22 protein-coding genes, 1 tRNA gene and 2 pseudogenes are annotated in these 23,109 nt (G+C 61.9%); 13 read left to right on the top strand and 12 right to left on the bottom strand.

What is annotated here, in order from left to right; genetic code table 11:
• Positions 1-8 precede the first annotated feature (8 nt).
• From EUB48_RS07950 to EUB48_RS07930, 4 genes and pseudogenes are all read left to right on the top strand, one after another.
• Positions 9-476, top strand: a complete 468-nt coding sequence (locus tag EUB48_RS07950; RefSeq protein WP_142818393.1) for a CHC2 zinc finger domain-containing protein — start codon at positions 9-11, stop codon at positions 474-476.
• A complete protein-coding gene (locus EUB48_RS07945; protein WP_168226715.1) occupies positions 469-1,980 on the top strand; it encodes a YfjI family protein in 1,512 nt (503 codons plus the stop codon). The genes EUB48_RS07950 and EUB48_RS07945 overlap by 8 nt, the downstream gene beginning before the upstream one ends.
• Positions 1,981-2,454: 474 nt before the next feature.
• Positions 2,455-3,177 carry a hypothetical protein gene (locus EUB48_RS07940; protein WP_142818391.1) on the top strand — a complete coding sequence of 241 codons (723 nt, stop codon included), beginning with the start codon at positions 2,455-2,457 and terminating at the stop codon, positions 3,175-3,177.
• Between the two features lie 279 nt (positions 3,178-3,456).
• A pseudogene (locus EUB48_RS07930) lies at positions 3,457-4,386 on the top strand (IS630 family transposase); the annotation flags it as partial.
• A gap of 384 nt (positions 4,387-4,770) precedes the next feature.
• Here EUB48_RS07930 and EUB48_RS07920 read toward each other — a convergent pair.
• Positions 4,771-5,724, bottom strand: coding sequence for an AraC family transcriptional regulator (locus EUB48_RS07920; protein WP_142818388.1), 954 nt, complete (start codon positions 5,722-5,724; stop codon positions 4,771-4,773).
• Between the two features lie 301 nt (positions 5,725-6,025).
• Here EUB48_RS07920 and EUB48_RS07915 point away from each other — a divergent pair, with 301 nt between their 5' ends.
• From EUB48_RS07915 to EUB48_RS07900, 4 genes are all read left to right on the top strand, one after another.
• A complete protein-coding gene (locus EUB48_RS07915) occupies positions 6,026-6,943 on the top strand; it encodes an NADP-dependent oxidoreductase (RefSeq protein ID WP_142818387.1) in 918 nt (305 codons plus the stop codon).
• 145 nt (positions 6,944-7,088) lie between these two features.
• Positions 7,089-8,297 (top strand): MFS transporter, encoded by a 1,209-nt coding sequence (locus tag EUB48_RS07910; protein WP_142818386.1) that lies wholly within the window; start codon positions 7,089-7,091, stop codon positions 8,295-8,297.
• A 30-nt stretch (positions 8,298-8,327) separates the two neighbouring features.
• Positions 8,328-8,570: a DUF4124 domain-containing protein gene (locus tag EUB48_RS07905; RefSeq protein ID WP_168226714.1), complete on the top strand. Its 243-nt coding sequence runs from the start codon at positions 8,328-8,330 to the stop codon at positions 8,568-8,570.
• 213 nt (positions 8,571-8,783) lie between these two features.
• Positions 8,784-9,767 carry a DNA-binding transcriptional response regulator gene (locus tag EUB48_RS07900; protein WP_142818384.1) on the top strand — a complete coding sequence of 328 codons (984 nt, stop codon included), beginning with the start codon at positions 8,784-8,786 and terminating at the stop codon, positions 9,765-9,767.
• A 103-nt stretch (positions 9,768-9,870) separates the two neighbouring features.
• Here EUB48_RS07900 and EUB48_RS07895 read toward each other — a convergent pair whose 3' ends face one another.
• The 5 genes from EUB48_RS07895 to EUB48_RS07875 are packed head-to-tail and all read right to left on the bottom strand — an operon-like array spanning position 9,871 to position 14,622.
• Entirely contained in the window at positions 9,871-10,890 is a 1,020-nt protein-coding gene (locus EUB48_RS07895) for a 2Fe-2S iron-sulfur cluster-binding protein (RefSeq protein ID WP_142818383.1), read from the bottom strand.
• On the bottom strand, positions 10,887-11,837 hold the full coding sequence (locus EUB48_RS07890; protein ID WP_476705531.1) for a PdxA family dehydrogenase: 951 nt from the start codon (positions 11,835-11,837) through the stop codon (positions 10,887-10,889). The genes EUB48_RS07895 and EUB48_RS07890 overlap by 4 nt, the downstream gene beginning before the upstream one ends.
• A 5-nt stretch (positions 11,838-11,842) precedes the next feature.
• On the bottom strand, positions 11,843-12,307 hold the full coding sequence (locus tag EUB48_RS07885; RefSeq protein WP_142818381.1) for an aromatic-ring-hydroxylating dioxygenase subunit beta: 465 nt from the start codon (positions 12,305-12,307) through the stop codon (positions 11,843-11,845).
• Positions 12,308-12,346: 39 nt separating this feature from the next.
• On the bottom strand, positions 12,347-13,576 hold the full coding sequence (locus EUB48_RS07880; RefSeq protein ID WP_142818380.1) for an aromatic ring-hydroxylating dioxygenase subunit alpha: 1,230 nt from the start codon (positions 13,574-13,576) through the stop codon (positions 12,347-12,349).
• Between the two features lie 5 nt (positions 13,577-13,581).
• A complete protein-coding gene (locus tag EUB48_RS07875; RefSeq protein ID WP_244618362.1) occupies positions 13,582-14,622 on the bottom strand; it encodes a Bug family tripartite tricarboxylate transporter substrate binding protein in 1,041 nt (346 codons plus the stop codon).
• Between EUB48_RS07875 and EUB48_RS07870 the strand changes: the two genes are divergently transcribed.
• Positions 14,621-15,421 carry an IclR family transcriptional regulator domain-containing protein gene (locus EUB48_RS07870; RefSeq protein WP_142818379.1) on the top strand — a complete coding sequence of 267 codons (801 nt, stop codon included), beginning with the start codon at positions 14,621-14,623 and terminating at the stop codon, positions 15,419-15,421. The genes EUB48_RS07875 and EUB48_RS07870 overlap by 2 nt on opposite strands.
• A gap of 261 nt (positions 15,422-15,682) precedes the next feature.
• Here EUB48_RS07870 and EUB48_RS07865 read toward each other — a convergent pair.
• A pseudogene (locus tag EUB48_RS07865) lies at positions 15,683-16,144 on the bottom strand (IS5 family transposase); the annotation flags it as partial.
• Positions 16,145-16,296: 152 nt separating this feature from the next.
• Here EUB48_RS07865 and EUB48_RS07860 point away from each other — a divergent pair.
• Together EUB48_RS07860 and EUB48_RS07855 are read left to right on the top strand one after the other, a co-directional pair.
• Entirely contained in the window at positions 16,297-16,473 is a 177-nt protein-coding gene (locus tag EUB48_RS07860) for an S-adenosylmethionine synthetase N-terminal domain-containing protein (RefSeq protein ID WP_142818378.1), read from the top strand.
• Positions 16,474-16,516: 43 nt separating this feature from the next.
• Positions 16,517-16,963, top strand: coding sequence for a hypothetical protein (locus EUB48_RS07855; RefSeq protein ID WP_142818377.1), 447 nt, complete (start codon positions 16,517-16,519; stop codon positions 16,961-16,963).
• 52 nt (positions 16,964-17,015) lie between these two features.
• Here the strand turns inward: EUB48_RS07855 and EUB48_RS07850 are convergent, their stop codons facing one another.
• The 3 genes from EUB48_RS07850 to EUB48_RS07840 all read right to left on the bottom strand — a co-directional run bounded on the left by EUB48_RS07850 (position 17,016) and on the right by EUB48_RS07840 (position 20,113).
• A complete protein-coding gene (locus EUB48_RS07850) occupies positions 17,016-17,912 on the bottom strand; it encodes an arginase family protein (protein ID WP_142818376.1) in 897 nt (298 codons plus the stop codon).
• Between the two features lie 44 nt (positions 17,913-17,956).
• A complete protein-coding gene (locus EUB48_RS07845; protein ID WP_142818375.1) occupies positions 17,957-18,391 on the bottom strand; it encodes a hypothetical protein in 435 nt (144 codons plus the stop codon).
• An 81-nt stretch (positions 18,392-18,472) separates the two neighbouring features.
• On the bottom strand, positions 18,473-20,113 hold the full coding sequence (locus EUB48_RS07840) for a PcfJ domain-containing protein (RefSeq protein ID WP_168226713.1): 1,641 nt from the start codon (positions 20,111-20,113) through the stop codon (positions 18,473-18,475).
• A 459-nt stretch (positions 20,114-20,572) separates the two neighbouring features.
• Here EUB48_RS07840 and EUB48_RS07835 point away from each other — a divergent pair, with 459 nt between their 5' ends.
• A complete protein-coding gene (locus tag EUB48_RS07835) occupies positions 20,573-20,878 on the top strand; it encodes a hypothetical protein (protein ID WP_142818373.1) in 306 nt (101 codons plus the stop codon).
• A complete protein-coding gene (locus EUB48_RS07830) occupies positions 20,875-21,513 on the top strand; it encodes a hypothetical protein (protein WP_142818372.1) in 639 nt (212 codons plus the stop codon). Before EUB48_RS07835 ends, EUB48_RS07830 begins: the two co-directional genes overlap by 4 nt.
• Before the next feature lie 90 nt (positions 21,514-21,603).
• Here the strand turns inward: EUB48_RS07830 and EUB48_RS07825 are convergent, their stop codons facing one another.
• Both EUB48_RS07825 and EUB48_RS07820 read right to left on the bottom strand, forming a co-directional pair.
• Positions 21,604-22,818, bottom strand: a complete 1,215-nt coding sequence (locus EUB48_RS07825) for a tyrosine-type recombinase/integrase (RefSeq protein ID WP_142821148.1) — start codon at positions 22,816-22,818, stop codon at positions 21,604-21,606.
• A gap of 185 nt (positions 22,819-23,003) precedes the next feature.
• Positions 23,004-23,096, bottom strand: a tRNA-Ser gene (locus EUB48_RS07820).
• Positions 23,097-23,109: the final 13 nt, after the last annotated feature.

Below are 23,109 nucleotides of genomic sequence, written 5' to 3'. Positions count from 1 at the left end.
CTCCAGCCATGACCTTCGACCGCACCCTACTCCCCGACCCGACGACCTACTTTGAAAATCAAGGCCTGACGCTCAAAGGCCCACGCTCTGCCAAGTGGAAAACCACCTCCTGCACCTTCCACGGTGGCAGCGATTCCATGCGCATCAACACCGCCAACGGCGCCTGGGTCTGCATGGCCTGTGGCGTCAAGGGCGGCGACGTGCTGGCCTACCACATGCAGGCGAACCATCTTGACTTCGTCGAGGCTGCTAAGGCGCTGGGTGCATGGGCGGACAACGGCCAGCCGACCACGGCCTACAAACCCACGCCGTTGCCCGCCCGGGCCGCGCTCGAGGTCTTGCAGCAAGAGGTCATGCTGGCAGCGGTCGCCGCCGCCAACGTTGCCCGCGGTGTCAGCCTCTCCGATGCCGACCGCACGCGCCTGCTTCAGGCCGCAGGTCGCATCAACCGGATCGTCGAGGTGTTCCATGGCTGACGATCTGAAACGGCAACTGGCGGCGCTGGACGCCGACATCGAACAGCGCCCGGCACCGCGGCCGTTGCCCCCCGAACTCGAGCCTGTGCCGCTGTTCCCGCTGGCAGCTCTACCGAATTCCATTCGCCCCTGGATTCAGGATGTCTCGGATCGCATGGCCTGCCCCCCTGATTTCGTGGCCGTACCCATGCTGGTGGGGCTGTCTTCACTGGCAGCACGCAAGTTGACCATCCGGCCGCAGGAAAAAACCGACTGGGAGGAGCGTGCCAACATCTGGGGCCTGATCATCGGACGCCCCGGCTTGATGAAAAGCCCGGCCCAGTCGGCGGCGCTGTCGCCCCTGCGCGCCATGGAGCTGATGGCCGGCGAGGTCTACCGGGATGCCAGCAAGGACCACGAACACGCGCTCAAGGTCGCAAAAATCCGGCAAAAGGCGCGCGAGACCAACGCCACGGCGGCCCTGCGCAAGAACCCGGACGCCGAGTTTGAACTGGAAAGTGCCGGTGAGCTCGAGCCACCCCGGCACGAACGCTTTATCGTCAACAACCTGACCTACGAGTCGGCCGGCGCCATTTTGGCGGACAACCCGGGTGGCATCTTGCTCGAGCGTGACGAGATCGCCAGCCTGCTGCGCAACCTGGCCCAGGATGATCAGGCCGAGGCCCGGGGCTTCTATCTGCAGAGTTGGGCGGGCGGGCCCTACCTGTTCGACCGGATTGGTCGCGGGCATATTCGCATCGATGACCTGCGCGTCAGCATGATCGGCGGCATCCAGCCCGGGCCGCTGTCTCGGCTGATCCGAGACGCCCACCGTCACGGCTCGGACGGCTTGTTGGAACGCTTCCTGATCGCCTGGCCGGATGACCCGGGCACCTGGCGCGAGGTCGATCGCTGGCCGGATAGCAAAGCCAAGCTGGCCGCCAAAGAGGCCTTTGAACGGATTCAGCACCTGGACACGATCCAGGTAGGTGGTGATCACTCTCCGCTGGATGGCAACGGCCTGCCATTTCTGCGCTTGGCGCCCGATGCCCGGAGCTTGTTTGTGGAGTGGCGCACCGACCTGGAGAGCCGGTTGCGTGGCGCCAGTGGCGGCGCCTTGCTGGAGTCGGCCCTGTCCAAATTCCGCAAGCATGTGCCGGCGCTCGCCTTGACGATCCATCTGGCGGCCGGCAAGAGCGGTGCCGTGAATCTGACGTCGCTGGCCCAGGCGCTGGAGCTGGCCGACTATTTCATGGCCCATGCCACACGGGCCTACGCCAGCGGCATACGCCCCACGGTGAAGGCCGCCAAGGGGATTCTTGCCAGGGTCAAGTCTGGTGCGCTGGAAGTGCCGTTCACGGCCCGCAAGGTATATCGGTCCGGCTGGGAGGGCCTGGGCGATCGGGAGACGGTGGAGGCCGGGCTCGACATCCTGCTGGAGTACGGTTGGCTGATCGACGCCGTTTACGCCGATGGCGGGCGCCCGACCACGCTGTATAGCTTGAGACCGGGAGCCCAGCCATGACCCGGTGGATGGATCGGGCCGCCGAGATTTGCGGCAATGCGCCGGACCTGGCGACCGACAGAACCGACAGAAGTGGCGTACATCTCGACAACCAGAGCGACAACCAGAGGCTTTCGTCGGTTCTGTCAGTGCTCCGGCCCAGCCCATCCACGCAAATGACGGAGCTTGTGTCGGGTCTGTCAGTCCCCGAGCGGGGCCCGCTTGAAGAATCAAGGGCGCCGATATCGACAGACTGGTACTGCCGAGGCTGTGGGTGGACCGAAGCCGAGACTCAGACATTCTTGGTGCGTCAGGCGCATCTCAAACGGTTGCACTTGCCCGACGATCAAACCGAGGCGCTGGCCGACTCACTGGTGGCGCGCGACCGCGACGGAGACGACCGCCGCCTGTGCATCGAGTGCGCCCACTGCCGACCCGGCCCTCGCTGCAGCCGTGGGCTGGCCATGCTGGACGTCCTGCAGCGCTGTGACAACTTTGCCATCGATCGCAGCCTGGCAGATCTTAGCCAATGCCCTGCTGCAATGGCTGAACCCATTGAATTTCAGCCTGACGAGGACCCCCATGACTAATCGGAAAATCCCCTCCACCGCGCTCGCCCCGGCGGCGCCAGCCGCGAAGAACGAGCCGGTGAACCCCAATACCGACGCAGCCGGGTTGATCACTGGCAGTGCGCTTGCCGGGCTGATGATCATCAGCGCGTACGCCAAATCGTCAGTCAGCGAGGTTGAAGTCTTGACCAAGCTGCGGCAACAGGCCCAGGCCATCCAGCAGGGCGACATGAGTCAGGTCGAGGCCATGCTAATCAATCAGGCCGTGGCACTGCAGACGATGTTCGTTGACCTGGCGCTCCGCGGGCGAGATCAAAAGCAGATTCAAGCCGCGCAGGGCCTGACCCAGCTGGCCCTGCGTGCCCAGGCTGGCAGCAGAGCCACCCTGCAGGCCCTGGCTGAAGTCAGGAACCCGCGGCAAGTCGCCTTCGTGCGCCAGACCAATGTGGCTCAGACGCAGCAGGTCAACAACGGGGCGTCGCCTACCTCGCGCGGGAGAAAGCTCAAAAACATGCCAAACGAACTAATAGTGGAGGTGCCGCATGGCCGCAAGAAAATGGACATCCGAGCAAAGGCAGCGCCAGGCCGAGCGGATCCGGCAATGGGCGCCGTGGACGCGATCGACCGGTCCGCAAAGCGTGGTCGGTAAGCGCAAGGCATCTCGCAATGCCAGCAAAGGCGGGTTCCGCCCCAGGCTGCGGGCCCTTGCCAAGGGGCTGAGCGAGCTGCTTCGCAGCCAAAGGGAATTGCTTCGGTAATTGCTCCGCGCGGCAGTCCGCGCCGGGAGGGTGGTTGGCGTCCCAACCGGATACGGACTCCGGCGCAGTGGACGATCAGTCCATTTTGAGAGGATGAAGGTCCCGGGCAGCGACTTGATCAGGAGTGCGTGATAAAAATTCCGAAGCTCACTAGTGAACTATAGGGCGAGATTCGCACCAAGCTGGACTGCAGCGACAGCTACATCGATCGATGTAGCAAGCGCTTTGAAAGTGACCGCCTGGCCGGCCTGTTCGCTCGCCACGCCGGGCGCGAGCGCTACAAGGTGACCAATCGCCTTGTGGCGCGGGTGCTGGCTCACACCACCAAGCACAAGCCGGCTGACGGCTCCACGCACTGGTCCTCGCGCAAGCTGGCAGGCGAGCTGGGCGGCGACATCTCGCACATGACCGTGGCGCGTATCTGGGCCAAGCACGGCATCAAGCCGCACCTGCTCGAAGGCTATCTGACCTCCAACGATCCGGACTTCGAGACCAAGGCGGCCGATGTGATCGGGCTGTACCTGAACCCACCGCAGAACGCGGTGGTGTTCAGCGTCGATGAGAAGACGGCGATTCAGGCGCTGGATCGTCTAGACCCGGTGCTGCCACTGTCGCCGGGCCGCGCGCAGCGTCACGGCTTTGAATATTTCCGCCACGGCACGCTGTCGCTTTACGCTGCCTTCAACACCAAGACCGGCGAGGTGCTGGGCAAGACGGCAACCCGGCATACCTCGGCCGAATTCGTGGCGTTCCTTACCGACATCGTGGCTAACCAACCTGGGGACAAAGAGATTCACGTCATCGCCGACAACCTCTCTGCTCACAAGACAAAGCATGTTGACGAGTTCCTGGCTACTCACTGCAACGTTCATATGCACTTCACCCCGACGTACTCGTCGTGGCTCAACTAAGTGGAGTTGTGGTTTGCCAAGATCGAGCGCGATGTCATCGTCCGCGGTGTGTTCACGTCCTTGCCTGATCTCAAGAGAAAACTCATACGGTACATCCGTCAATACAACGAACAGGCCAAACCCGTCAAATGGAAGTACTGTGATCCGTCACGGCGCATTACTCCCGATTCAATTGTTACGGTCCACTAGCCCTACTTGGGTGGAAGCTTCTTCCCTGCGGGAGGGATGAGCACCCCAATGGCGCGGTCCGTTGGCGTGCTCGCCGAACATTCGGGTTTGCTCGCACATTGGATGTTAATGACTCAGCTGTATGTAGGAGAACCAGCGCAGCCTGGAGGGCGCAACGCCCGATATCATCAACAGGCTAGGGGCCAATCCGATTCCGGTTTGTCCGGCTCGCGCGGGAAGCGCCTTGACTCACCTGAGCGAACGGAAAAGCTCCACCTCGATAGGGCGCTGTTCGGTTCCTCGGAAGACCTCATGGACGAGGCCGCTTCTTTGTGCGAGCACATGCGAGACATGGAGCAAGCCTGCGAACAGGTGGATGCGCAGACCGCCGAGTTCTGACTCGAGCTAATCCCGACTCGCGACGCTGCGACGCACCTCGGACGGGCCCATCCCGTAACTCTTTCGGAATGCCTTGATGAAGCTGCTGCGGCTGGCGTAACCGACATTGCGGGCGACGAGTTCAACTGCCATGTCGCCGGCCTTGAGCTGGTGCATCGCTTGCCGCAGCCGGAGCTCGCGAAGGACCTGCATCGGTGACTTGCCGATGGCCCCGGTGAATCGAGCGGCGAAGGCAGATCGGCTGAGGCAAGCCAACTGCGCAAGAGTATGCAGAGAGTGGTTGTCGCCAGGACGCATGGCCATTGCGGCAAACGCTCGCGCGACCAGTGGGTCACTGAGCACCGAGAAGCGCTCCACCCATGCGTTCATGGAGACGAGCGAGCGGCGCAAAAGCAAGACGATGACTTGCTTTAGCAGGGCAGCGCTCATTGCACCGCTGCCAATTTCCTGTGCCACGAGTTCGCCGAGTGCCCCCTGAAGCTTGGTGTCGACTTGATCGTCGACGTTGAACTGTTCGACGATGGGTTCAGTCAAACCGCCGAAGAGGTCTGTGGAGGCGCCGTAAGTCGCGTGGAAGTACCCGCACACCAGTATGAGCGAGGGATCTCCATCCCCTGCCACCCGGCGCATGCTGACCGCCGATGCCGTTCGCGGTTCTCCCTTGACCGAACGCAGGCCTGTGAAGCCGTTGCTGCCTTCCACCTCGATTCGGAACGGTGAATTCGGCGGAACAACGATCAGTGTGTGGGGCATCAAAGGCACGGGTTCGCGCTTCCCAATGACGGCGCGACCCGTACCAACGATGTTGTAGTGAATTCCCGGCGCATTCACGCCGCCCAACTCCAGGCTGTAGCCCATACTCACCAGGCATTCCGAAAGTCCGACGAAGGTGACATCGAGAGTCGCCAGCAAGCTCTCGAGATCCCCCGGCGAAATGCGTAATACCGGTCCTTCGTTCAAGCTGCTGACTCCCACGTGAATCCTTGCCGAAGCGGCACGTTTCGAACTGCGATTGTACGAAAACCGTCGGCGTCATCGACAAGCTGTTCCGTGGTCAATTGGTCCACCCCCCAATGAGCGAGCCACTTCAGGTTTCTTTGCTCCATTTGCCGGACGGCCGAACACCGTGGCATATTGACCCTGCGGGGTCATCCGAAAACAATGGTAGGGCGACACGGTAGCTGTCGCCCGTATGACCCGCGCAGGGACATCAGGTGGATTGACTGCCGTTCAGGCAAGGACTCAACATAGGAGGTGGACGATGAAGGCGATCATAGTAACGGACCAGGCGGCGGAAGCGGCCGGGATGAAGCTGGTGGAGCGGCCCGAGCCCCGGGCAGCGATAAACGATGTCGTCGTTCAGGTTTATGCGTCGGGATTCGTCGGGACTGAGTTGGCGTGGCCCTCGACCTGGACCGATCGCATCGGCCGCGATCGGACACCGACGATCCCCGGCCACGAGCTGTCCGGAGTGGTCACCGCGCTCGGCTACGGCACGACCGGGCTGTCGATCGGACAGCGGGTATTCGGCCTCGCCGACTGGTATCGCGACGGCACCTTGGCCGAGTCTGTGGCGATCGAGGCGCGCAACCTCGCGCCACTGCCGGGCGACGTCGACTTCACGGTGGGCGCGAGCCTGCCAATCTCGGGCCTCACTGCGTTGCAGGGCCTCTTCGAGCACGGCCACCTTCGGGCGGGCCAGAGCGTAATCGCGCACGGCGCGGCCGGCGCCGTCGGGTCGATGGTGACGCAACTCGCACGAGAGGCCGGCGCCCACGTCATCGGCACTGGACGCGCCGCCGACCGTCAGAAGGCGCTCGACTTCGGCGCGCAGGAGTTTGTCGACCTCGACAACGACACGCTGGAAGACGTTGGCAACGTCGATCTAGTGTTCGATGTCATCGGCGGCGACATCGGGAAGCGGTCCGCGCGCCTGATTCGCGCCGGAGGAACGCTGGTGTCCATCGTCGGGCCGAGCGAGGCACGGCCCGTCGACGGTCTGGCGGTCGACTTCGTTGTCGAGTCCGATCGTGCTCAACTGAGTGAGATCGTCCAGCGGGTGCGGGACGGACGACTGCGGACGAACATCGGCAATGTCTCTACCCTCGACGATGCCGTCGCCGCCTTCAACTCGACCGCGCGACGCGCGGGGAAGACGGTCATCCGCGTTCGTCCGTGAGGACTCCGGGGGGCGAGCGGTTCTGCCCTCCTCGTGGATCATCGTTGCCTATTGAATGCGTAGCGATCGTCTCGGCATGCATCCAGGCAGAGGAAGCTGGGCCAGATATTACTCAGTTGGGTGGAACAAAAGAAGGGATGGCGCGATGCCAAACGTGGCTCCAGTGATCAACCGGGCTCAGTCGGGCAGAACGCTCCGGCTGGCATTCTTATCCGCGGTGGTCTCCCTGGTGGCCTCGTTTGCCGCGTCGGCTGCGCCGATCCCCCTGTACAACATCTACCGGGCGGAGGACGGGTTCACCAACTTCGGCATCTCGATGGCCATCGTCACCTACTCCATTGGGACCATGGCCGGACTGTTGGTGCTGGGACGACTGTCCAATCATCTGGGCCGCCGGATCACCGCGATCGCCAGCCTGGGCCTTCTCCTGCTGGGCTGTCTGCTACTGCTGAACGTGCACGACATCGGCACCCTGCTGGCCAGCCGCGCCTTAATAGGCGTCGGCACCGGGTTGGCCAGCAGCACTCTGACCTCCTACGTTGTCGACGCTGCACCCACCAGACCGGAATGGTTGGCCTCGGTCGCCTCCAGCCAGGGGCCAATGCTCGGCCTCACCGTCGGCGCCATCGCCTCCGGCGCCCTGGTCCAGTTCGGCCCCTGGCCACGCGACCTCATCTTCCTGGTTTGCGTCGGCTTCTTAATACTGTCTGCCGCGCTCATTGCCATCAGCCCGGAAACCGCAACTCCGACGCCGGGCGCTTGGCGATCACTGCGACCCAAAGTCAGCGTACCGGCCCGGGTCAGGCATCTGCTCCCAGTCGCGGCAGCGGTGTTCCTGGCCACCTGGGCGACCGGAGCCTTCTACCAAGCGTTCGTCCCTGCGCTTGTCGAAGATCAACTCCACACCCGCAGCCCGCTTATCCTCGGACTGGTGTTCGCCGCCTATATGGCCCCCAGCGTTCTCGGCGCTTCCATCGGCGGCCGCTTCACACCCGCCGTAGCCCAACGCGTCGGCATGATCACCTTCCTGACCGGAATGATCGGCATCATCACAGCGATCAACGCCGGAACACTGGTACTGTTCATCATCGCGACCATCGTCGCCGGCGCCGGCCAAGGCATCGCTATCAGCGCTGCCACCCGCGGACTGCTGCACGGCAGCACCCTAGCCGACCGGGCGCCGATCTTCAGCGCGATCTACCTCCTCTGTTACAGCGGCGCCACCTTCCTCGGCCTCATTTCCGGTGAACTTTCAAACACCTTCTCGCTACCGCAGATCGCCCTCGGATACGGCGGACTTGCCCTCGTCGCTACCCTGTTCACCGTCTTGTGTGCACGCAACCCGCACATCTAGATGAACGGCTGCCTCCGCGCGTCTTGGGCGATGGTCCTGATTCTTGCGCTGCCCGCCTCGGCGCAAACCGTGTACCGCTGCATTGACGAGAAGGGCTCCATCGTGCTGAGCGATACGGTCTGTGCCGGCGATCCCCAGGTAGTCAGCCGTCAGGGCCGAACAGTCTACGCGCCGCGCCCGGCACCGCCGGTCGTGCCGAGCGCTGGCGTCCAGCCCGGGCGGACCAAGGTGCCCGCTGCCGCCGCCCATGTGCGGGCCAAGGCCAAGTCGTGAGCGCCGATCTCACCGCGCTTGCCCGAAACGCGGGGGTCGGAGCTGCTGGGCGTGGGGCTGCACGGTCGGTTGTGCTCGTAGAGAGGCGCACTTTTGCTGCAGTAGCTGCAGCGCCCAAGCTTCGTCAACAGCCCATCTTTCTCTCGAGCCGGCGTCGCCGGACCGAGTCCATCGTACGCAAAGGTCACAATTTTTACGGATCATAACGGTCAGATGAGCTTTCCCCTCTACCAATCCCCCGGAACCATCGTCTTTCTCGACGACGATCTCGGGTACCTCCACATGCTGGCGCTGGCCATGCCGGAGAACTGGCATGTTCGGCTGTTCCAGCGCCCGCAGACCTGCATCAACTATCTACAGCAGGAGCCCCCTTTATGGGAAGCCGATGCGTGGACACAGCAAGAGATGATTGAACAGTGGCGTGCAGGCGGCACACCACTGATATCGCAAATCCTGCGCTATTGGTCGCAGCACAGCCAACGCTATGCCCTGACCCAAGTGTGCATGGTTGACTATTCCATGCCGGCCATGGATGGCATGCAAATGCTGGGCGAGCTGGTGGACTGGCCGGGACTGCGGGTCCTGTTGACGGGCCAGGCGGACGAGCGGATTCCGGTGAAGGCTTTCAACCGCGGCCTGATCGAGCAATTCATTGCTAAAGAAACCCCGGATCTCTCACGCCGCCTGATCGAAATGGTGCAGCGCCTGCAGGCCACCGCCAGCGGGCGACACTCCCAGATCTGGCGGGCCACGTTGACGCAAAGCCAGAATGCCTTGCTGCGGGTGCCGTCGATCGCCCGGGATTTATCCGAGTTCGTGGCCACGCACTGGGTCGAATATGTGGTGATCGGCAAGCCTTTCGGCATTCTGGGCCGCGATGCCAACGGCCGGGTGGGATGGCTCCAGCTCGAACCCTGGAGTGGCCTGGGCGAACTGGCCGAACTCGCCGGGTCCGCCGGGGTCGGCAGCTTGGCCGTGGTGGATATCCGGCAAGGCAAAAAGCTGGCCGATCTCGAGTTGGGGCAAGCACTGGGGCAGACCCCACCGCCCGACCTGAGTCCGGCATTCCCGATCGGGCGCGAAGAGTCGCTGGTGGGTGCGCTCTTTACCGTGGGGATCGAGCACAGCCCGCAACCCAGCAGTTGCTACAACCGCTGGCTGGCCAGCCAGCCCAAGCGATTCGTGCAGACTCGCTAAAGTGCGCCCGCCAGCGGTGGCAGGTCGAACTATTCTTCAAGCGGACGATGATGACTTCCGCGGCAGTTTATGCATCTGGCTCATGATTGGCGATCCGAATGTGTCATGGGAGCGCCTCGGCAGGTCCGGGTACAAAAACATCCGCATGAAAATGCGTCGAAGCCAGTCCGCGGTCACGTACTGCCGCATCGCGCACCGCCGTCACCATGACCGGTGAGCCGCAGCAGTAGATCTCATGTCCGGTCAGATCCGCAAAACTAGCTCGAAGTGCATCGTCCACCCGACCTGCAAAGGCATCACTCGAAGCACCTGTGGAGCCGCCGCTCAGCGCTGGAATAAAACGGAAATCTGGCCACTGCTTTTGCCACCCTTGGACGGCCGCCCGCCAGTACAAGCCCTGCCACTCCCGCGCACCCCAGATCAGCGTGATGGAGCGCTGGATGCGACGCCTGAGCATGTCATCGAGAATGGACTTCACCGGCGCAAAGCCAGTACCCCCTGCCACAAAGATAAGCGGCCCTGTCGATTCCTCGTGTAGGGTGGAGCCCCCGAAGGGTAGCTCGATGCAGACAACAGTGCCCGGTTGCAGTTGCTGCACCTGACCACTGAACCGGCCGCCGGCCACATGGCGAATGTGTAGCGTCACACTGTCGCTTTCGTAGGGCGCGTTGGCCATGGAATAGCAGCGCTTACTGCCGTCATCCAACTCGAGCTGAAGGTACTGTCCGGCGTGGAATTTGGCACGCTGACCCACGGGCAGGCGTAGCTGTAATATCGACACGTCGGGAGCCGCCAGATGGTTTCGGTAGACCTTGGTGATGAAGCGCTTGCGGGCCGATGGATCCTGCCGCTTCCAGGCGGCAGGATGAAGCACCAGATCAGAGGTGGGCGCGGACATGCAATAGAGCACGTCATCGTTCAAGCACACCTCGTTCTGGATGGCTGCACTGCCAACGCCCGTGACCTGCCCCTCGACGACGCCACCAGCACAACTCCCGCACACCCCCTTGCGGCAGGAGTAGGGGAGCTCGATATTGGCTCTCAGCGCGGCATCCAGCACATTCTGACCGGCTTCACAGGTAAACACCACGTCGCTGTCGGCGATGCGGACGGTGTAACTCATATCTGGATCCCTTTTTCCCCTGACAGCAGTGCAATGGTGCGAAGCACCGCTGTCGGGTCGGCGATGCCCCGCCCTGCAATGTCCATGGCGCTACCATGACCCACGCTGGAGAGCAGCGCATCGGCGCCGATACTCAATGCACTTGACGTGTTCGGTGCCAGCAGCTTGACAGGGATATGGCCCTGGTCGTGCAGCATTGCCACATACAGGTCGTGTGCGCGCTTGGACAGCAGCACGTCCGCACCGTGTGGCCCGTCCACAAGCAGGCCCTCAGCGCGCAGCTGCGCAAGTGCTGGTACAACTAATACCCCATCTTCATCGCCAAACAATCCGCCTTCGGACGCATGAGGATTGATGCCGAAGACCCCAACGGAAGGCTGAGTGACGCCCAACAGCGCACAGGCGCGGGCACCTGCGCGCACAGCACGCACCACGCGTTCGGTCGTGATGTGGCTCAGCGCTGAGCGCACGCTCTCGTGCAAGGTGACATGGACGATGCGCAGATCACCCCCCACCAGCAGCAGGAAAACGTCTTCCCTTGGCAGGTCGCAGACACGAGCCACCAGAGAGGGATAGCCGCTGAAATCGATGCCGGCCCTATGAATAGCGGTCTCGTTGTGGGGACAAGCGATCACAGCATTGAAATGACCAGCACGACAGGCAGTCAGCGCTGCCGTGGCCGAAGCGATAGCCGAGGCACCCGCCGCGGCCGTGACGACGCCCGGCTGCGCGTCAGCCTCGGGCACGGCGCCAGCGTCCTCGCAGGCCAATCGTGGCAGCAACGCAGAAAGGCCCAGGGCGACAGCGGTCCTTTCCAGCACCGCTAGCGGCCCGTACACAGTGATTCGAGCGCGCGCGTCTTCGCTGAGTGCTGCGAGTGCCTTCAGGGCAATCTCAGGACCGATACCGTTCGGATCACCTAGGCTCAGCGCCAAGCGGAAAGCCACAGCGCTCACAGGGGCAGCGCGAGCAACGTGTCTGTCACAGTGCTGTCGCACACGACCACGCGTTTGGCTAACAGCAGCCGGCCGCCCAACGTCACGAAGCGATCGTGGTACACACCCGTGGCGAAAAGCAACGTCTCCCCCGTCGCCATGATGCGAGCCACCATAAACGCAGTGCGAGCCACAGCGCTTGTATCATCTGCCGATTCCACATCCGGAACGCCCAGCAGGTGCCGATAACGTTGGCGCTCGTAAATGTTGGCCAGGCGCAGCGATGTGATGCGGTCCTCCAGCATCGCGCGCGAATCAGCGTAGATCAACCCGGTAGGCAGGCCCTCGCGCTCGTTTTCGATATGGGTGACTCGGTAGTGGCAGTTTGGGGTGAAGAAGTTCGGCCAATCCTCCAGCGCGTCACTGTCGATGGCGTTGCCATAGGCCGCATTGAAGGCGCAAATCGCCAATAGATCGATCATGATGGTCTCTCGTGTAGGGAGTGGAGGTTCTGGTGCGGATCACATGCCCATATGTCGGCGATAAGCCTTCCAGAAGCCACGTACCGCAGCTTCGGTCGCGCGACCCTCGCTTGAACTGGTTCCTTCGCCACCCATTTCAACGATCGCTTCCAGATCGTGCGCGCCTGCAATGCCGCGCTGGACGAAACTCCCGACGGCACCATCTTCCATTGAGATGAAACCGGCAGGCCCAACCAGATTGGACTGCTTGATGCGAACGTTACGCTGTTCCGCGGTGTCGTCTGAATAGCCCAGGTAAGTCCAGTTCAAGGTCGTGCGATCTAGGCCGGCCGGCAGCACTTGGCGCACGGCGATGCAGTTTTGGATTTGTTGCAGCACAAAGCCTGGAAATACCGACAGGATCTGCAGCGTAATGCCATCGTTGAATTCGGTAAAGCCGGCCAGCAGACTCGGGTCCTTCAAGCGAATTCGATCATTGTCCGTGCGAAGGCCTTGCTCTTTGTAGGAGGCATCAACCGTTGCAGAATCGGTGATCGAATAGCTCACGTGATTGCCCCCCGATTCATCCACGATCAGACCACCCTTCTGCGATAGCCGGTTTAATTCGAAGGTGGTGAAAAACATGTGCAAAAGGCTGGCATGGTAGCTGTCCTTGACATTTTCAAAGTAGAGTTTCCAGTTGTTGGGCAAAGCCTGCGTAAACCGACCAATCACTTCCACCGGCTTGTGCAGCACACGCTGGATCCGATCGCAGATTTCCTCACCCAAGTATTCCTCGATGTCAGGTACCTCCTCGCCAAAGCTGCCAAACACCAGGCCGCAAAAGGTAGTCACGCGCAACTTGCGCGGGCCATGGTCGGCCTTACAAAAGCCCGGCCCCATTCCTCCTTGTCCCTTCACACCCATCTCGAACGCAACGCCTGTTAAGTCACCTTGGCGGCTGTACGTCCAGGCGTGATAGACACACTGGAAGCTGTCAACTTTGCCGGACTTCTCTAACGCGATCAGCGCGCCGCGGTGGGCGCACCGGTTCTCAAAGGCATAAATCTCGTCGTCGCTATCACGCACGACAACGACCGGGATATTGCCCACAAACGTGGTGCGATAGCTACCGCGCTGCGGTAGCTCGGCATCCAGGCAGAGGTAATTCCAGACGTTGCCGCGGTAGATCTGTACCTGCTCCTGCGCCATCACCTCGGGACTGGTGTAAACGTCGTAAGGCACCCGTGTGAGAGCTGAACTACCCCAATGGATTTGCTGTTCCTGCATGGTGTTTACCCCAACGTGACATGAGCGCTGTTGATGACTTTTTCCCATTTACTGGACTCAGCGCGCATGAACTGGCCGGTCTGTTTTGGCGACCAACCCCGTGGCTCGGCTCCTTGTGCAGTGAACTTCTGTTTCACATCCGGCAACGCGAGCGTTGCGGCTATGGCTTTTTGCATGGAGGATGCGATTGCCATCGGCGTTCCGGGTGGTGCGACGACAGCAAAGAAGGTCACCGCGTTCATGCCAGCAACGTGGGATTCGGCGAACGTGGGTACCTGCGGTAAATCCAGCGAGCGGTGCTCATCGGCCACCGCAAGGATGCGCAACTGGCCGCTTCGGTCGTAGGGTGCGGACGAACTAATGTTGTCGAAAAAGACGTCAACCTGTCCGCTCACCAATGCCGCCAATGCGGGAGCGGTACCCCGGTACGGAATATGGGTCATCCGAGTCCCGGTCAACTTCATGAACAAGTTCGCCGTTAGGTGCGAGGTTGAGCCGTTGCCTTGGGAGGCATAGGTGACCTTACCTGGATGAGCCTTGAGGTAGGCGATGAACTCGGCCACATTCTTTACGGGCAGCTTGCTTCTCACGTCCAGCACGTTGGGAGCCGTCGCCAGCACCGTTACAGGTACCCACTTGGTGGGGTCGAAGGACATTGATTTGTAGAGGTATTGATTGATGGCGATCGGCCCCGGGGGCGACACCAAGAACGTGGTGCCATCCGGGTCGGAGCGGGCCACAAAGTCTGCACCGATATTGCCGCCTGCGCCCGACTTGTTCTCGACCACCACACCGGCAGGGTAAGTCGAGCGCAGCTTCTCCGCGACGATGCGCGGCAGAATGTCGGCCGTACCGCCGGGAGGGAACGGTATGACGAACGTTATGGGTTTGGCCGCATAGGCCAGAGAGGCGCTGGTTAGCAGAATGGCAAACGCGAGCGCGATGCGCCGGTTAAGGAATTGAACCATTGACTTGTCTCCAACAAAATACTCGAAGCTGCGAGTGTGGCGGGCGTAAGATTCAGCGACAAGGAACAATTTCGCCATGCGCAAAAATCCACTCGATTTGCCGAAGAAGACACTGGTTGGAAGCAAGGATTTCGTCACCGCGCTGCAAAAAGGTATGGACGTGCTTACCTGCTTTGGCCGGGGCGTCAGCCGCCCGACCCTGTCTGAGGTCGCGCTTTTGACGGGCACATCACCGGCGTCGGCACGTCGATCTCTGCTGACGCTGCATGCGCTAGGCTACCTTGAAAGCGACGGCAAACACTTCTGGGTAACGCCCAAGGCGTTGCTTGTGGCGCGCTCGTATTTGGCTTCCCGGCCGACACCCTCACTGGCGCAGCCGTTGCTCGATGCTCTTTCAGAGCGCACGCGCGAATCGGCGTCCCTTGGCAAGCTGCTGGGAGATGACGTGATCATCATCGCGCGGTCCACTGCGCGGCGCAGTCTCAGCACCGGTCTGGGCATTGGTTCGCGCCTCCCGGCATACTGTTCAGCGCTGGGGCGCGTGTTGCTGTCCAGCCTGCCGCCGCCAGATGCCGCGCGGCGCATCAACGCGATGCCGAGGCCTCGGCTAACAGTCCACACCGTATGTAGTGCTCGAGCTGTCTGGGCGCTGGTCGAGCGCTGTCGCAGCGAAGGCTACGCCAGCAACGACGGCGAGCTCGAACTTGGTGTACGGTCCATAGCCGTGCCGGTATACGACCGGGAAGGCACGACGGTTGCAGCCATGAGCATCGCGGTTCGGAGCGAGCGCATGGAACAGGCTGAATTTAGCCGCAACTTCCTGCCGGTCTTGCGCAAAGCCAGGGATACGCTGGCGCATCGCCTTTACAAAGAGTAGATGGGCCGGCCCTGACCACATTGCCAGCACCGCAGATACCGAGTCTGCCAACGCCACCATCCTTGCGGCGCTGTGCGTGCGGCATGCGAAGACTTCCACCAGATTACCGCCATGGTCTGCCTCAATGCGGACGCGGGCTCGCGCAGCCGCGAAGAACGAGCCGGTGAATCCCAATACCGACGCAGCCGGGCTGATCGCCGAACGACCCTTCCTGTTGCCCGTTGGACCTGTTTCTCGGGCCTCTTGGCCCGTTTGCCGCCCTCATGGACGCACCTGTGCCATCAGCCTTGATCGGCTGAGGTAGATGTTGGCTAGCGCCAGGGCTGTCAATGCCCGTGTCGCATTCTTGGCCAGGCCGCGGTAGCGCACCTTGCCAAAGCCCCACAGGCGCTTGACCACGCCGAACACGTGCTCCACCCGCGAGCGGATGCGCGACTTGTGGCGGTTCTTCGCTTTGAGTGCCTCGTCCACGATGCCCTTGCGTCGTGTGCGCTGGGTCGTAAAGTCTTTGGCCTTGGGCGCCTTGGCACCAATCAGGGTCTTCTGACTGGCATAGGCCGAGTCACCGTACACGCGCCTCTCCTGCCCATGCAGCAAGTCAGGTAGCGGGTGCTTGTCATGCACGTTGGCGGCTGTGACCACCGCGCTGTGCGCCAGCCCGCTTTGGCTGTCCACGCCAATAGGCAGATTCATGCCAAAGTACCATTGCTGGCCCTTGCGGGTTGCCGCAGTTGATTTTGCTGCGTTGAAGCCGTAACGAGTTAAGGTCGGCCTGCCACCCGCAGCGAGAAAGGGCTGCGGGGATTTAGTCCAGATTGCCGCCCCAGACACTATGTCAAACGCTGCTAACCAGGAGATTGCTATGCCTGTCCGCAATGGTCTTTTTTCCTCAGACGGTCGCAGAGGGTCACCTTGACAAGCTCGCTCATCAAATATCCGATCGAGTCCTTGATGCTTTCGTTGCCAGGGATCCCAACGCGCGCGCGGCGTATGGCCGCTTTGGACGTGGCGATTTGAAGCCGCCATGGGAAGCAATGCAGCCTCGACCGTGACGAGCGCCGTCGTTTTCATCCAGATTTAAGGAAGGCAAGAGTAATGAAGAAGCTGCTGTACCGGGTGGTGCCTCACAACAATGGTGTCGTCTTTGCCACGCCGACGCGGGCCCACTTCATCGGCCGAATCCATCGAGCGATCGAGAACTCAAACACGTGGGGGGAGTTTCGCAAGGCAATGCCCCGCGATGAGTATTCAAAGGTCATCCGGGATACCTTTGATGAAGCTGGCGAACGACGCCCAAAGAGCACCGACGAATTCGACCGTGATGTGGCCGGATATTCTGAGGGCGACTATCCGCTATGGTTGCAATTGGAGCTTGATCACGTCCTGCCCATCGAGATACTCAAGCGCTACGGCCGGCGTACGGATACGTTTGTGAGCGGAACCTATTGGGACCTCCCTCCAGAGTCCTTGCCGGCAATGCTCGCAGAACTGGAGGCCCTGGGGTGGGTGCTCGAATCTGCGCAAGACTTGCCGTTTTTCTAGGCACGACCTGTGGCGCAATCGACGTTCTGCCCCACCACTCTTTTCAACCAATTCAAGATGCCCGCTGGCGTCCCTGCTTTCCAAACATCCTGCGCCGCGCGCCATCGCTGGCATTGGCTTCGCCCATCGTGGCCAGGTGCGTCTGCAGCACCGGGTCGTTGAAGATGGTCTCGCCGCCGCGATAGCCGCCGGCCAGATTCCAGACCAGGCCGCCGCGCAGCTTGCGGAACACCGTGCGGTCGCGCTGGCGCATCTGCGCATCATCGAGAAACCCGCCCAGCGGATCGTCGATGTGCATGTCGGCCCCGGCCTGGTAGATCGTGACATCCACCTGCTGGGCATTGAGATCGCCAATGACCTCGTCCAGCCACAGGAAAAACTCATCCGGGTCGGCGTCACCCTGGAAATACTTGCCGCTCGTGTGATGCACCACACGCTCACGCAGCCAGGGTATACGCGCCAGAATGTCGTCTGTGCCGTTCCCATTGTGAACGTCACAATCCAGGATGCCGACCTTGGCACTAGGGTGCAACTGCAGGTACCTGGCGGCGGCCACCATGAGCCCATTGAACGTACAAAAGCCCCCGCCAAAGTCGTGCCCGGCATGGTGAAAGCCCGAGGTCGGCGAGCACACGGCCAGCGCATCGGTGGGGGCGTACAAGGTGGCGCTCACCAGGCTGCCCGCGGTCCACAGACAAGCCTCGGGCACGCGCGGGTAGCGGTTCCCGAAGCCATTCTCGAGGTCGAGATCGAACACGCCATCGACGTAGTCCCGGTCATGCACCAGGCACAGGTCCTCGCGCGTCACGGGCTGCACCGGCAATCGTGTGATGGAGTAGTAGTGGTGATTCACCAGCGCATTGAAACGCGCCGGCTTGCCCGCGGACGGCGACATCGAGTCAACGTCGGGGATGGACTGTCGTTGATCGTAGAAGATGGGTCCAAGCATAAAACCTCCTGGTTTGATTTGAAATTGAGACTGCGGCGCAGTGGCTACGCATTGGATAGGTTGCGCAGGTCTGGCACCATGCCCACGAGGTGCGGCACCGGCCGATCCATGACGCGGCCTTGCCGCCACGCAACCCCATCCCACAGATAGGCGTACTCGGCCCCGCAGCGACTGCAGGCCGCGGCAAAGGCCGTCAGATTGGCACTCGTGATGGCGGCGACGCCCGTGTCTCCCCGGTCCCGGGCATAAGCCGTGCACCAGTGGCGATGCGCCCGATCCTCGAAGTCATGCGGCTCGCCGATCTGCGGCGCCAGCACCGACAGATCGCCCAACGAGAGCAGGGCGTCGAGCCATGCCGGCGCGGCGTAGTGCCCGGTCAGGATGGGCAAGTGGTGCTGGGGGTAGCCGTCCCAATGCGTATAGATGCTGGTGATGCTGCCATCCGCGTTGCAGCGGCCAAGGCGCGCGCGTGTTCCCATGGAGGTCTCCCTTCGTTGCTTAGAGTTGCTGGATCGAAGACGCGAATGCACCCGAGCGGGCTGGCATCGGCCGGCGCGGGCTCAGTCGCATAGTGCGATCCATTCCCTGTTGGTACGGGTTGTGCTCTCGCTCCCATCCTGGCCTGTGCCCAGAGCCCGCCTTTGCGCCTCTAACTGCCCCGCGCATAGTTGGGCCAGTGCCAGCACTGGCGGCTCCACCAGGCCATTGGCAAAGCCGGAGATTTGCGCAATGTGCACTGGCCGCGAGTGCAGGTTGAACGCCACCGTGGCCAGGCCCCGCTTGGTGCTGCCAGAGCCCAGCGAGCCTCGCAGCGAGACCATCAACCACTCGCCCGAAGCACAGCGCTCGATGTACCGGTCGACGCAGTGGTGCATCTCCTGTCCCTCCTGCCACACCGCCAGGGCGCTGTCCAGGATCACCGGCTGCACCGCGCCGGCGGGCAGCGCCAACTGGTAGGGAATCCTCCACGGAGGGCTGCACGCGAACTCCATCATTTCCTCCTGTTGCGCGCGGTGTACGCAGTGCAGCAGCCCCGCCAGGCCGACGTGCCGCACGAAATCGCCGGGCATGGCGGCCACATGCTTCGACGCCCACCCAAAAATGACGTCGACGTTGTCTTGCAGTTGGACCAGCGTGACTGCATCGGCGCGGTGGGCAAGAACGCCGAGCCGCGCACACAGACCAAACAGGTCGACCAGCCGGGGCAGCATGGTCCGGGCAGGCCCATTGGGATTGCCGCCCAACTGGAGCAGGCCGTGCAGCAGCCAGGACGGCGCCAGGCGTGCCGTACCAAAGGCCCGGGCCAGCGCCAGCAGCTCCACTGCCACTGCGGCCCGCGTGTCCTCATGGAAGTCAAAGTAACTGCAACTGGTCTGAAGCCACTGCGTGCCTTCGCGGCACAACAAGCGCCACAAGGCCGGTTTGAGGTCGTGGCGGCACAGATACGCCTTCATGCGCGCCGTGACCTCGCCAGCGCCGCCCAGCTCGCGCGCGAGCAAGGCATACAGGGGGATGAGCTGGGGGGCCTCACGATCGAGGGTCACATAGTCTTGCCGGTAGGCCACGACGTGGTTGTAGGCATTGAGCCGCAGCGGTAGCACGGGCGCTGGCGCCAGCTGGATGCGCTGGGCGATGTCCAGCAGCGCCGGCTCCAGCGCCAGAACAGTGGCAATGCGCCTGCGCACCCGCGCCTGGACCGAAGGGGTCCACAACAGATCCTGCAGAGCTTGCTGTGCCCACGTCACATAGGTCTGGCACAAGTCGTCCTGCCCGTGATGCCACTGGCGCAGCGTGCGCAGCGCCCCTTGTCGCAGGCCGTCCATCCACAGGGCCTGGTGGGGCACGCCCTGCACGACGACGGATTGATCCTCCAGGCGGACCAAGGCGAGGCGCTCGCACTCATTGAATTGCCACACGTAGACCTGGATCGTGCCGTCGCTGGCAAAGTCAAAGATCGCGGCGCCCAGCACATGAACTCGCCGCTGGCCGGCGCGTAGCTCGAGCTGGGTGGGCTGTGCTAGGCAGCGCAGCAGCACCTTGTGCCAGGCGTTGATCAGAACCGGCGCGTGCACACCGGCCAGCGCCGGCGGGGGCGGACCCACGACGCAGGGCTGGCTCGGAGTGCCCCGCGGGAGCAGCGCCGAAAAGTCGATGGTGGGTTGCAGGGCGGTGAGGGCATTGCCCATTTGATACTGATACATGCTTGTTCTTCCTTTCTTGTCTCTGTGCTGCCAGGCTGGTGACATGGCCGCCAGGTGGTCAATACGCCGCGACGTCACTGGCTTGGGGTTGCCTCGGGCACGAGTCGACCCATCACGCAGCGCGCAGCGGGACTGGCAAATTCCAGACGCACTCCTGCCGTCGCGGCAAGTTGCTTCAGATCACGGTGGAAGGGTCAGCGCTTGAGGCGCATCAGATGGGTCAGATCGAACATGTTTGGCTCCAGTGGTAACACCAGCGTGGCCGCTGAAAACCAGCAGAGCCGCCGCTTTAGCGCTGTACTTGATGAGTCGCCCGGCAAGTGAGGTGGTAAATCCGGCGACGGTCTTGTGACCCGAAAAAACAAAAACCGCTGTGAACAAAGTCCATAGCGGCCGCCCGCTTTAGCAGAATTTATACAACGCCCTGCAAGTTGATCGGTTAAATCGGCGTGGGGGAGAATGTACAAAAAGTTTACTGATTTGTCAATGGTTTTGGACCATGGTGCAGCGTCACTGTTTGAAGTCGCCTGGGTCTATGGACATCACGCCCAGGGCCAGCTAGATGGCGTTGGTGTGAGCCAGCGCGGTGACTCAAGCTCGCGTCACGCAGACCTCAAAAGCAGCCGCGCAACACAGAAACATGCGTGCATTCCAGCAACACGCCAAGCACCAAGTATTCTTGAGGATTGCAGCCAAAATCATGGAATTGCTGGTCACAACATCCGTGAGACTTGCCAATTGATTCCGATAAAAGCCCGAGAATGAAATTCGGTAGAAGTGGCAGTCGGCGGCGCAGCAGCTACAGCGGCAAACCGGAGACCAGTGATTCCATGCCGCGGGACATCCGTCAGATCACCCGCACGGGCTTGCTGGTGCCGGCCAGCAGCTTTAGGCTGGTGAAAGACCGTCAGGTGGCGGGCATCGGCATCCGGGTGGATTTTGAAAGCATGGTGCCTTCCTACTGCATGAAAAGCACCGGCGAAGTGGTCGAGCAGCGGGTGCAGACGCAAACCTCACCCTGCCACCTGGGCGGCCAGCGCCACTGGTTCACCTGCCCACGGTGCAGCAAGCGGGTGGCAGTGCTCTATACGCCAGGCCGGTATTTCGCCTGCCGCCAGTGTGGCGGGCTGGGTTACGCCACGCAGAAAGAAGGCGCTGGCGACCGCGGCCAACAAGCTGCGCAAGCGCATGGGCTGGGAGGCTGGCATCTTGAATGGCGGCGGCGGCAAACCCAAAGGCATGCACTGGACGACCTATCAACAGATCAAAAACCGCCACGACGCGTTGGTGCAAGTCAGCTTGCACGACGTCGGCCGCAAGCTAGGGATCCTGCACAAGTTACTGGAGGGGTAAATCTGTTTCGCAAAATGGGCACTGAGTGCAGTCATCTCGATTGCTGATGATGCCCTTGCGCAACACATCTACATGCAAAATCAGCCCCTAGCCCTCATGGAGATTTCGCAAGCAGTTATCAACTTAATAGCAATTCCTCAGGCTGCCGCACGTTGAAACGCCAACACTTTGCCCATCGTGCAGTTATCCAGATAGTCCGCCCAGTGCTGCATCATCTTGGTCCGCTGCTGGAGGTAGGTCGCATGGTTGTAGGCCGCGCTTACCTCGTTGCGTTCCTGGTGCGCCAATTGCAATTCAATGTGGGCATGGTCAAAGCCCATTTCGTGCAGCAAGGTGGAGGCCACCCCACGGAATCCGTGGCCGGTCATACGCCCCTTGTAGCCCATGCGGTCCAGCGCACCCAAGATGGTGTTGTTGCTCATGGATTTCTCGTGGTCGCGCTCACCGGGAAACAGCAGTGTGCCGCGCCCCGAAACCAGTTGCAGCGTTTGCAGGACGTTCACCGCCTGCGTGGACAGCGGCACGATGTGCGGCGTTTTCATCTTCATGCGCGAAGCGGGAATGTCCCAGCGCCGCGCTTCCAAGTCAAACTCAGCCCAGCGCGCGCCGATCAACTCCGAGGTGCGAACAAAGGTCAGCGCCATCAACTTCATGGCCAGGCGCGTCACCGCAGCACCCGCATAGCCCTCGATATGCCGCAGCAGCTCGGGCAGCTCTTTGGCGCTGATCCGGGCGTAGTTGCCCGCCTTGCGCGATGCCAGCACGTCACTGGGCTTGATGTCGCTGGCTGGGTTGCGTTGGGCCAGGCCATGGGCCACGGCGTACCGGAAAACCTGTCCAGAGGTCTGCAAAGCCCGTTTGGCAATGTCCAAGGCCCCGCGCTTTGAAATTGTCTGCACCATCGCCACCAGCTCATGCGCCTGTATCTCCGACACCGGGCGCGCGCCAATGGCGGGGAACACATCCGCTTTAAGGCGGCGCATCACGTCATCCGCATGCCGCGCACTCTTGGCACCATGCCAGTGATCCCACCAAAGCAACGCCACGGACTGGAAAGAATTTTCAGCGGATGCCTGTTTGGTGATCCTGTCGGTGGCGCGCTGCGCCATGGGGTCGGTGCCGCTGGCCAACAACTTGCGCGCCGCGCCCATGCCATCACGCGCCTGGGCAAGGGAAACGTCTGGGTAAGCCCCCAGCGACATAACCTTCTCTTTGCCCAGGAACCGATACTTCCAGCGCCAGAGCTTGGAGCCAACGGGATTGACGAGCAGGTACAGACCCTTGCCGTCGCTCAGTTTCGCGGGCTTGTCGCCCGGCTTAGCCTTCTTGATAGCGGTATCGGTCAGCGACATAGGGCACTCCAAGGGTTGTTCTTTTGGCGATACCCCCACTTGAATACCCCCATGCCCCCAAAGATACCCCCAACGGGTGCAAGCTGGCAATACCGCCTCTTGGACGCCAAAAAACCAAAAGCCCCGTAAACACTAGGTTTTCGGGGCTTCTGAAGGGCTATGTAGGACACCATAAAACCCATTTCTGGCGGAAACGGAGGGATTCGAACCCTCGATGAGGCTCTACACCCCATACTCCCTTAGCAGGGGAGCACCTTCGGCCACTCGGTCACGTTTCCAGTTCGCAAATTA

The sequence above is a fragment of the Rhodoferax sediminis genome, assembly GCF_006970865.1.
Taxonomy (GTDB): Bacteria; Pseudomonadota; Gammaproteobacteria; order Burkholderiales; family Burkholderiaceae_C; genus Rhodoferax_A; species Rhodoferax_A sediminis.
The sequence above is the reverse complement of the archived record's forward strand: the minus strand, read 5'-3'. Positions and strand labels throughout refer to the sequence as shown.

Excerpts from the sequence above, each read along its gene's own strand:
- EUB48_RS07950 (WP_142818393.1), top strand. The coding sequence starts at position 9 with ATGACCTTCGACCGCACCCTACTCCCCGACCCGACGACCTACTTTGAA.
- EUB48_RS07945 (WP_168226715.1), top strand. The coding sequence starts at position 469 with ATGGCTGACGATCTGAAACGGCAACTGGCGGCGCTGGACGCCGACATC.
- EUB48_RS07915 (WP_142818387.1), top strand. The coding sequence starts at position 6,026 with ATGAAGGCGATCATAGTAACGGACCAGGCGGCGGAAGCGGCCGGGATG.
- EUB48_RS07910 (WP_142818386.1), top strand. The coding sequence starts at position 7,089 with ATGCCAAACGTGGCTCCAGTGATCAACCGGGCTCAGTCGGGCAGAACG.
- EUB48_RS07905 (WP_168226714.1), top strand. The coding sequence starts at position 8,328 with ATGGTCCTGATTCTTGCGCTGCCCGCCTCGGCGCAAACCGTGTACCGC.
- EUB48_RS07900 (WP_142818384.1), top strand. The coding sequence starts at position 8,784 with ATGAGCTTTCCCCTCTACCAATCCCCCGGAACCATCGTCTTTCTCGAC.
- EUB48_RS07895 (WP_142818383.1), bottom strand. The coding sequence starts at position 10,890 with ATGAGTTACACCGTCCGCATCGCCGACAGCGACGTGGTGTTTACCTGT.
- EUB48_RS07885 (WP_142818381.1), bottom strand. The coding sequence starts at position 12,307 with ATGATCGATCTATTGGCGATTTGCGCCTTCAATGCGGCCTATGGCAAC.
- EUB48_RS07880 (WP_142818380.1), bottom strand. The coding sequence starts at position 13,576 with ATGCAGGAACAGCAAATCCATTGGGGTAGTTCAGCTCTCACACGGGTG.
- EUB48_RS07870 (WP_142818379.1), top strand. The coding sequence starts at position 14,621 with ATGCGCAAAAATCCACTCGATTTGCCGAAGAAGACACTGGTTGGAAGC.
- EUB48_RS07875 (WP_244618362.1), bottom strand. The coding sequence starts at position 14,622 with ATGGCGAAATTGTTCCTTGTCGCTGAATCTTACGCCCGCCACACTCGC.
- EUB48_RS07860 (WP_142818378.1), top strand. The coding sequence starts at position 16,297 with ATGGTCTTTTTTCCTCAGACGGTCGCAGAGGGTCACCTTGACAAGCTC.
- EUB48_RS07855 (WP_142818377.1), top strand. The coding sequence starts at position 16,517 with ATGAAGAAGCTGCTGTACCGGGTGGTGCCTCACAACAATGGTGTCGTC.
- EUB48_RS07850 (WP_142818376.1), bottom strand. The coding sequence starts at position 17,912 with ATGCTTGGACCCATCTTCTACGATCAACGACAGTCCATCCCCGACGTT.
- EUB48_RS07845 (WP_142818375.1), bottom strand. The coding sequence starts at position 18,391 with ATGGGAACACGCGCGCGCCTTGGCCGCTGCAACGCGGATGGCAGCATC.
- EUB48_RS07840 (WP_168226713.1), bottom strand. The coding sequence starts at position 20,113 with ATGTATCAGTATCAAATGGGCAATGCCCTCACCGCCCTGCAACCCACC.
- EUB48_RS07835 (WP_142818373.1), top strand. The coding sequence starts at position 20,573 with ATGTACAAAAAGTTTACTGATTTGTCAATGGTTTTGGACCATGGTGCA.
- EUB48_RS07830 (WP_142818372.1), top strand. The coding sequence starts at position 20,875 with ATGAAATTCGGTAGAAGTGGCAGTCGGCGGCGCAGCAGCTACAGCGGC.
- EUB48_RS07825 (WP_142821148.1), bottom strand. The coding sequence starts at position 22,818 with ATGTCGCTGACCGATACCGCTATCAAGAAGGCTAAGCCGGGCGACAAG.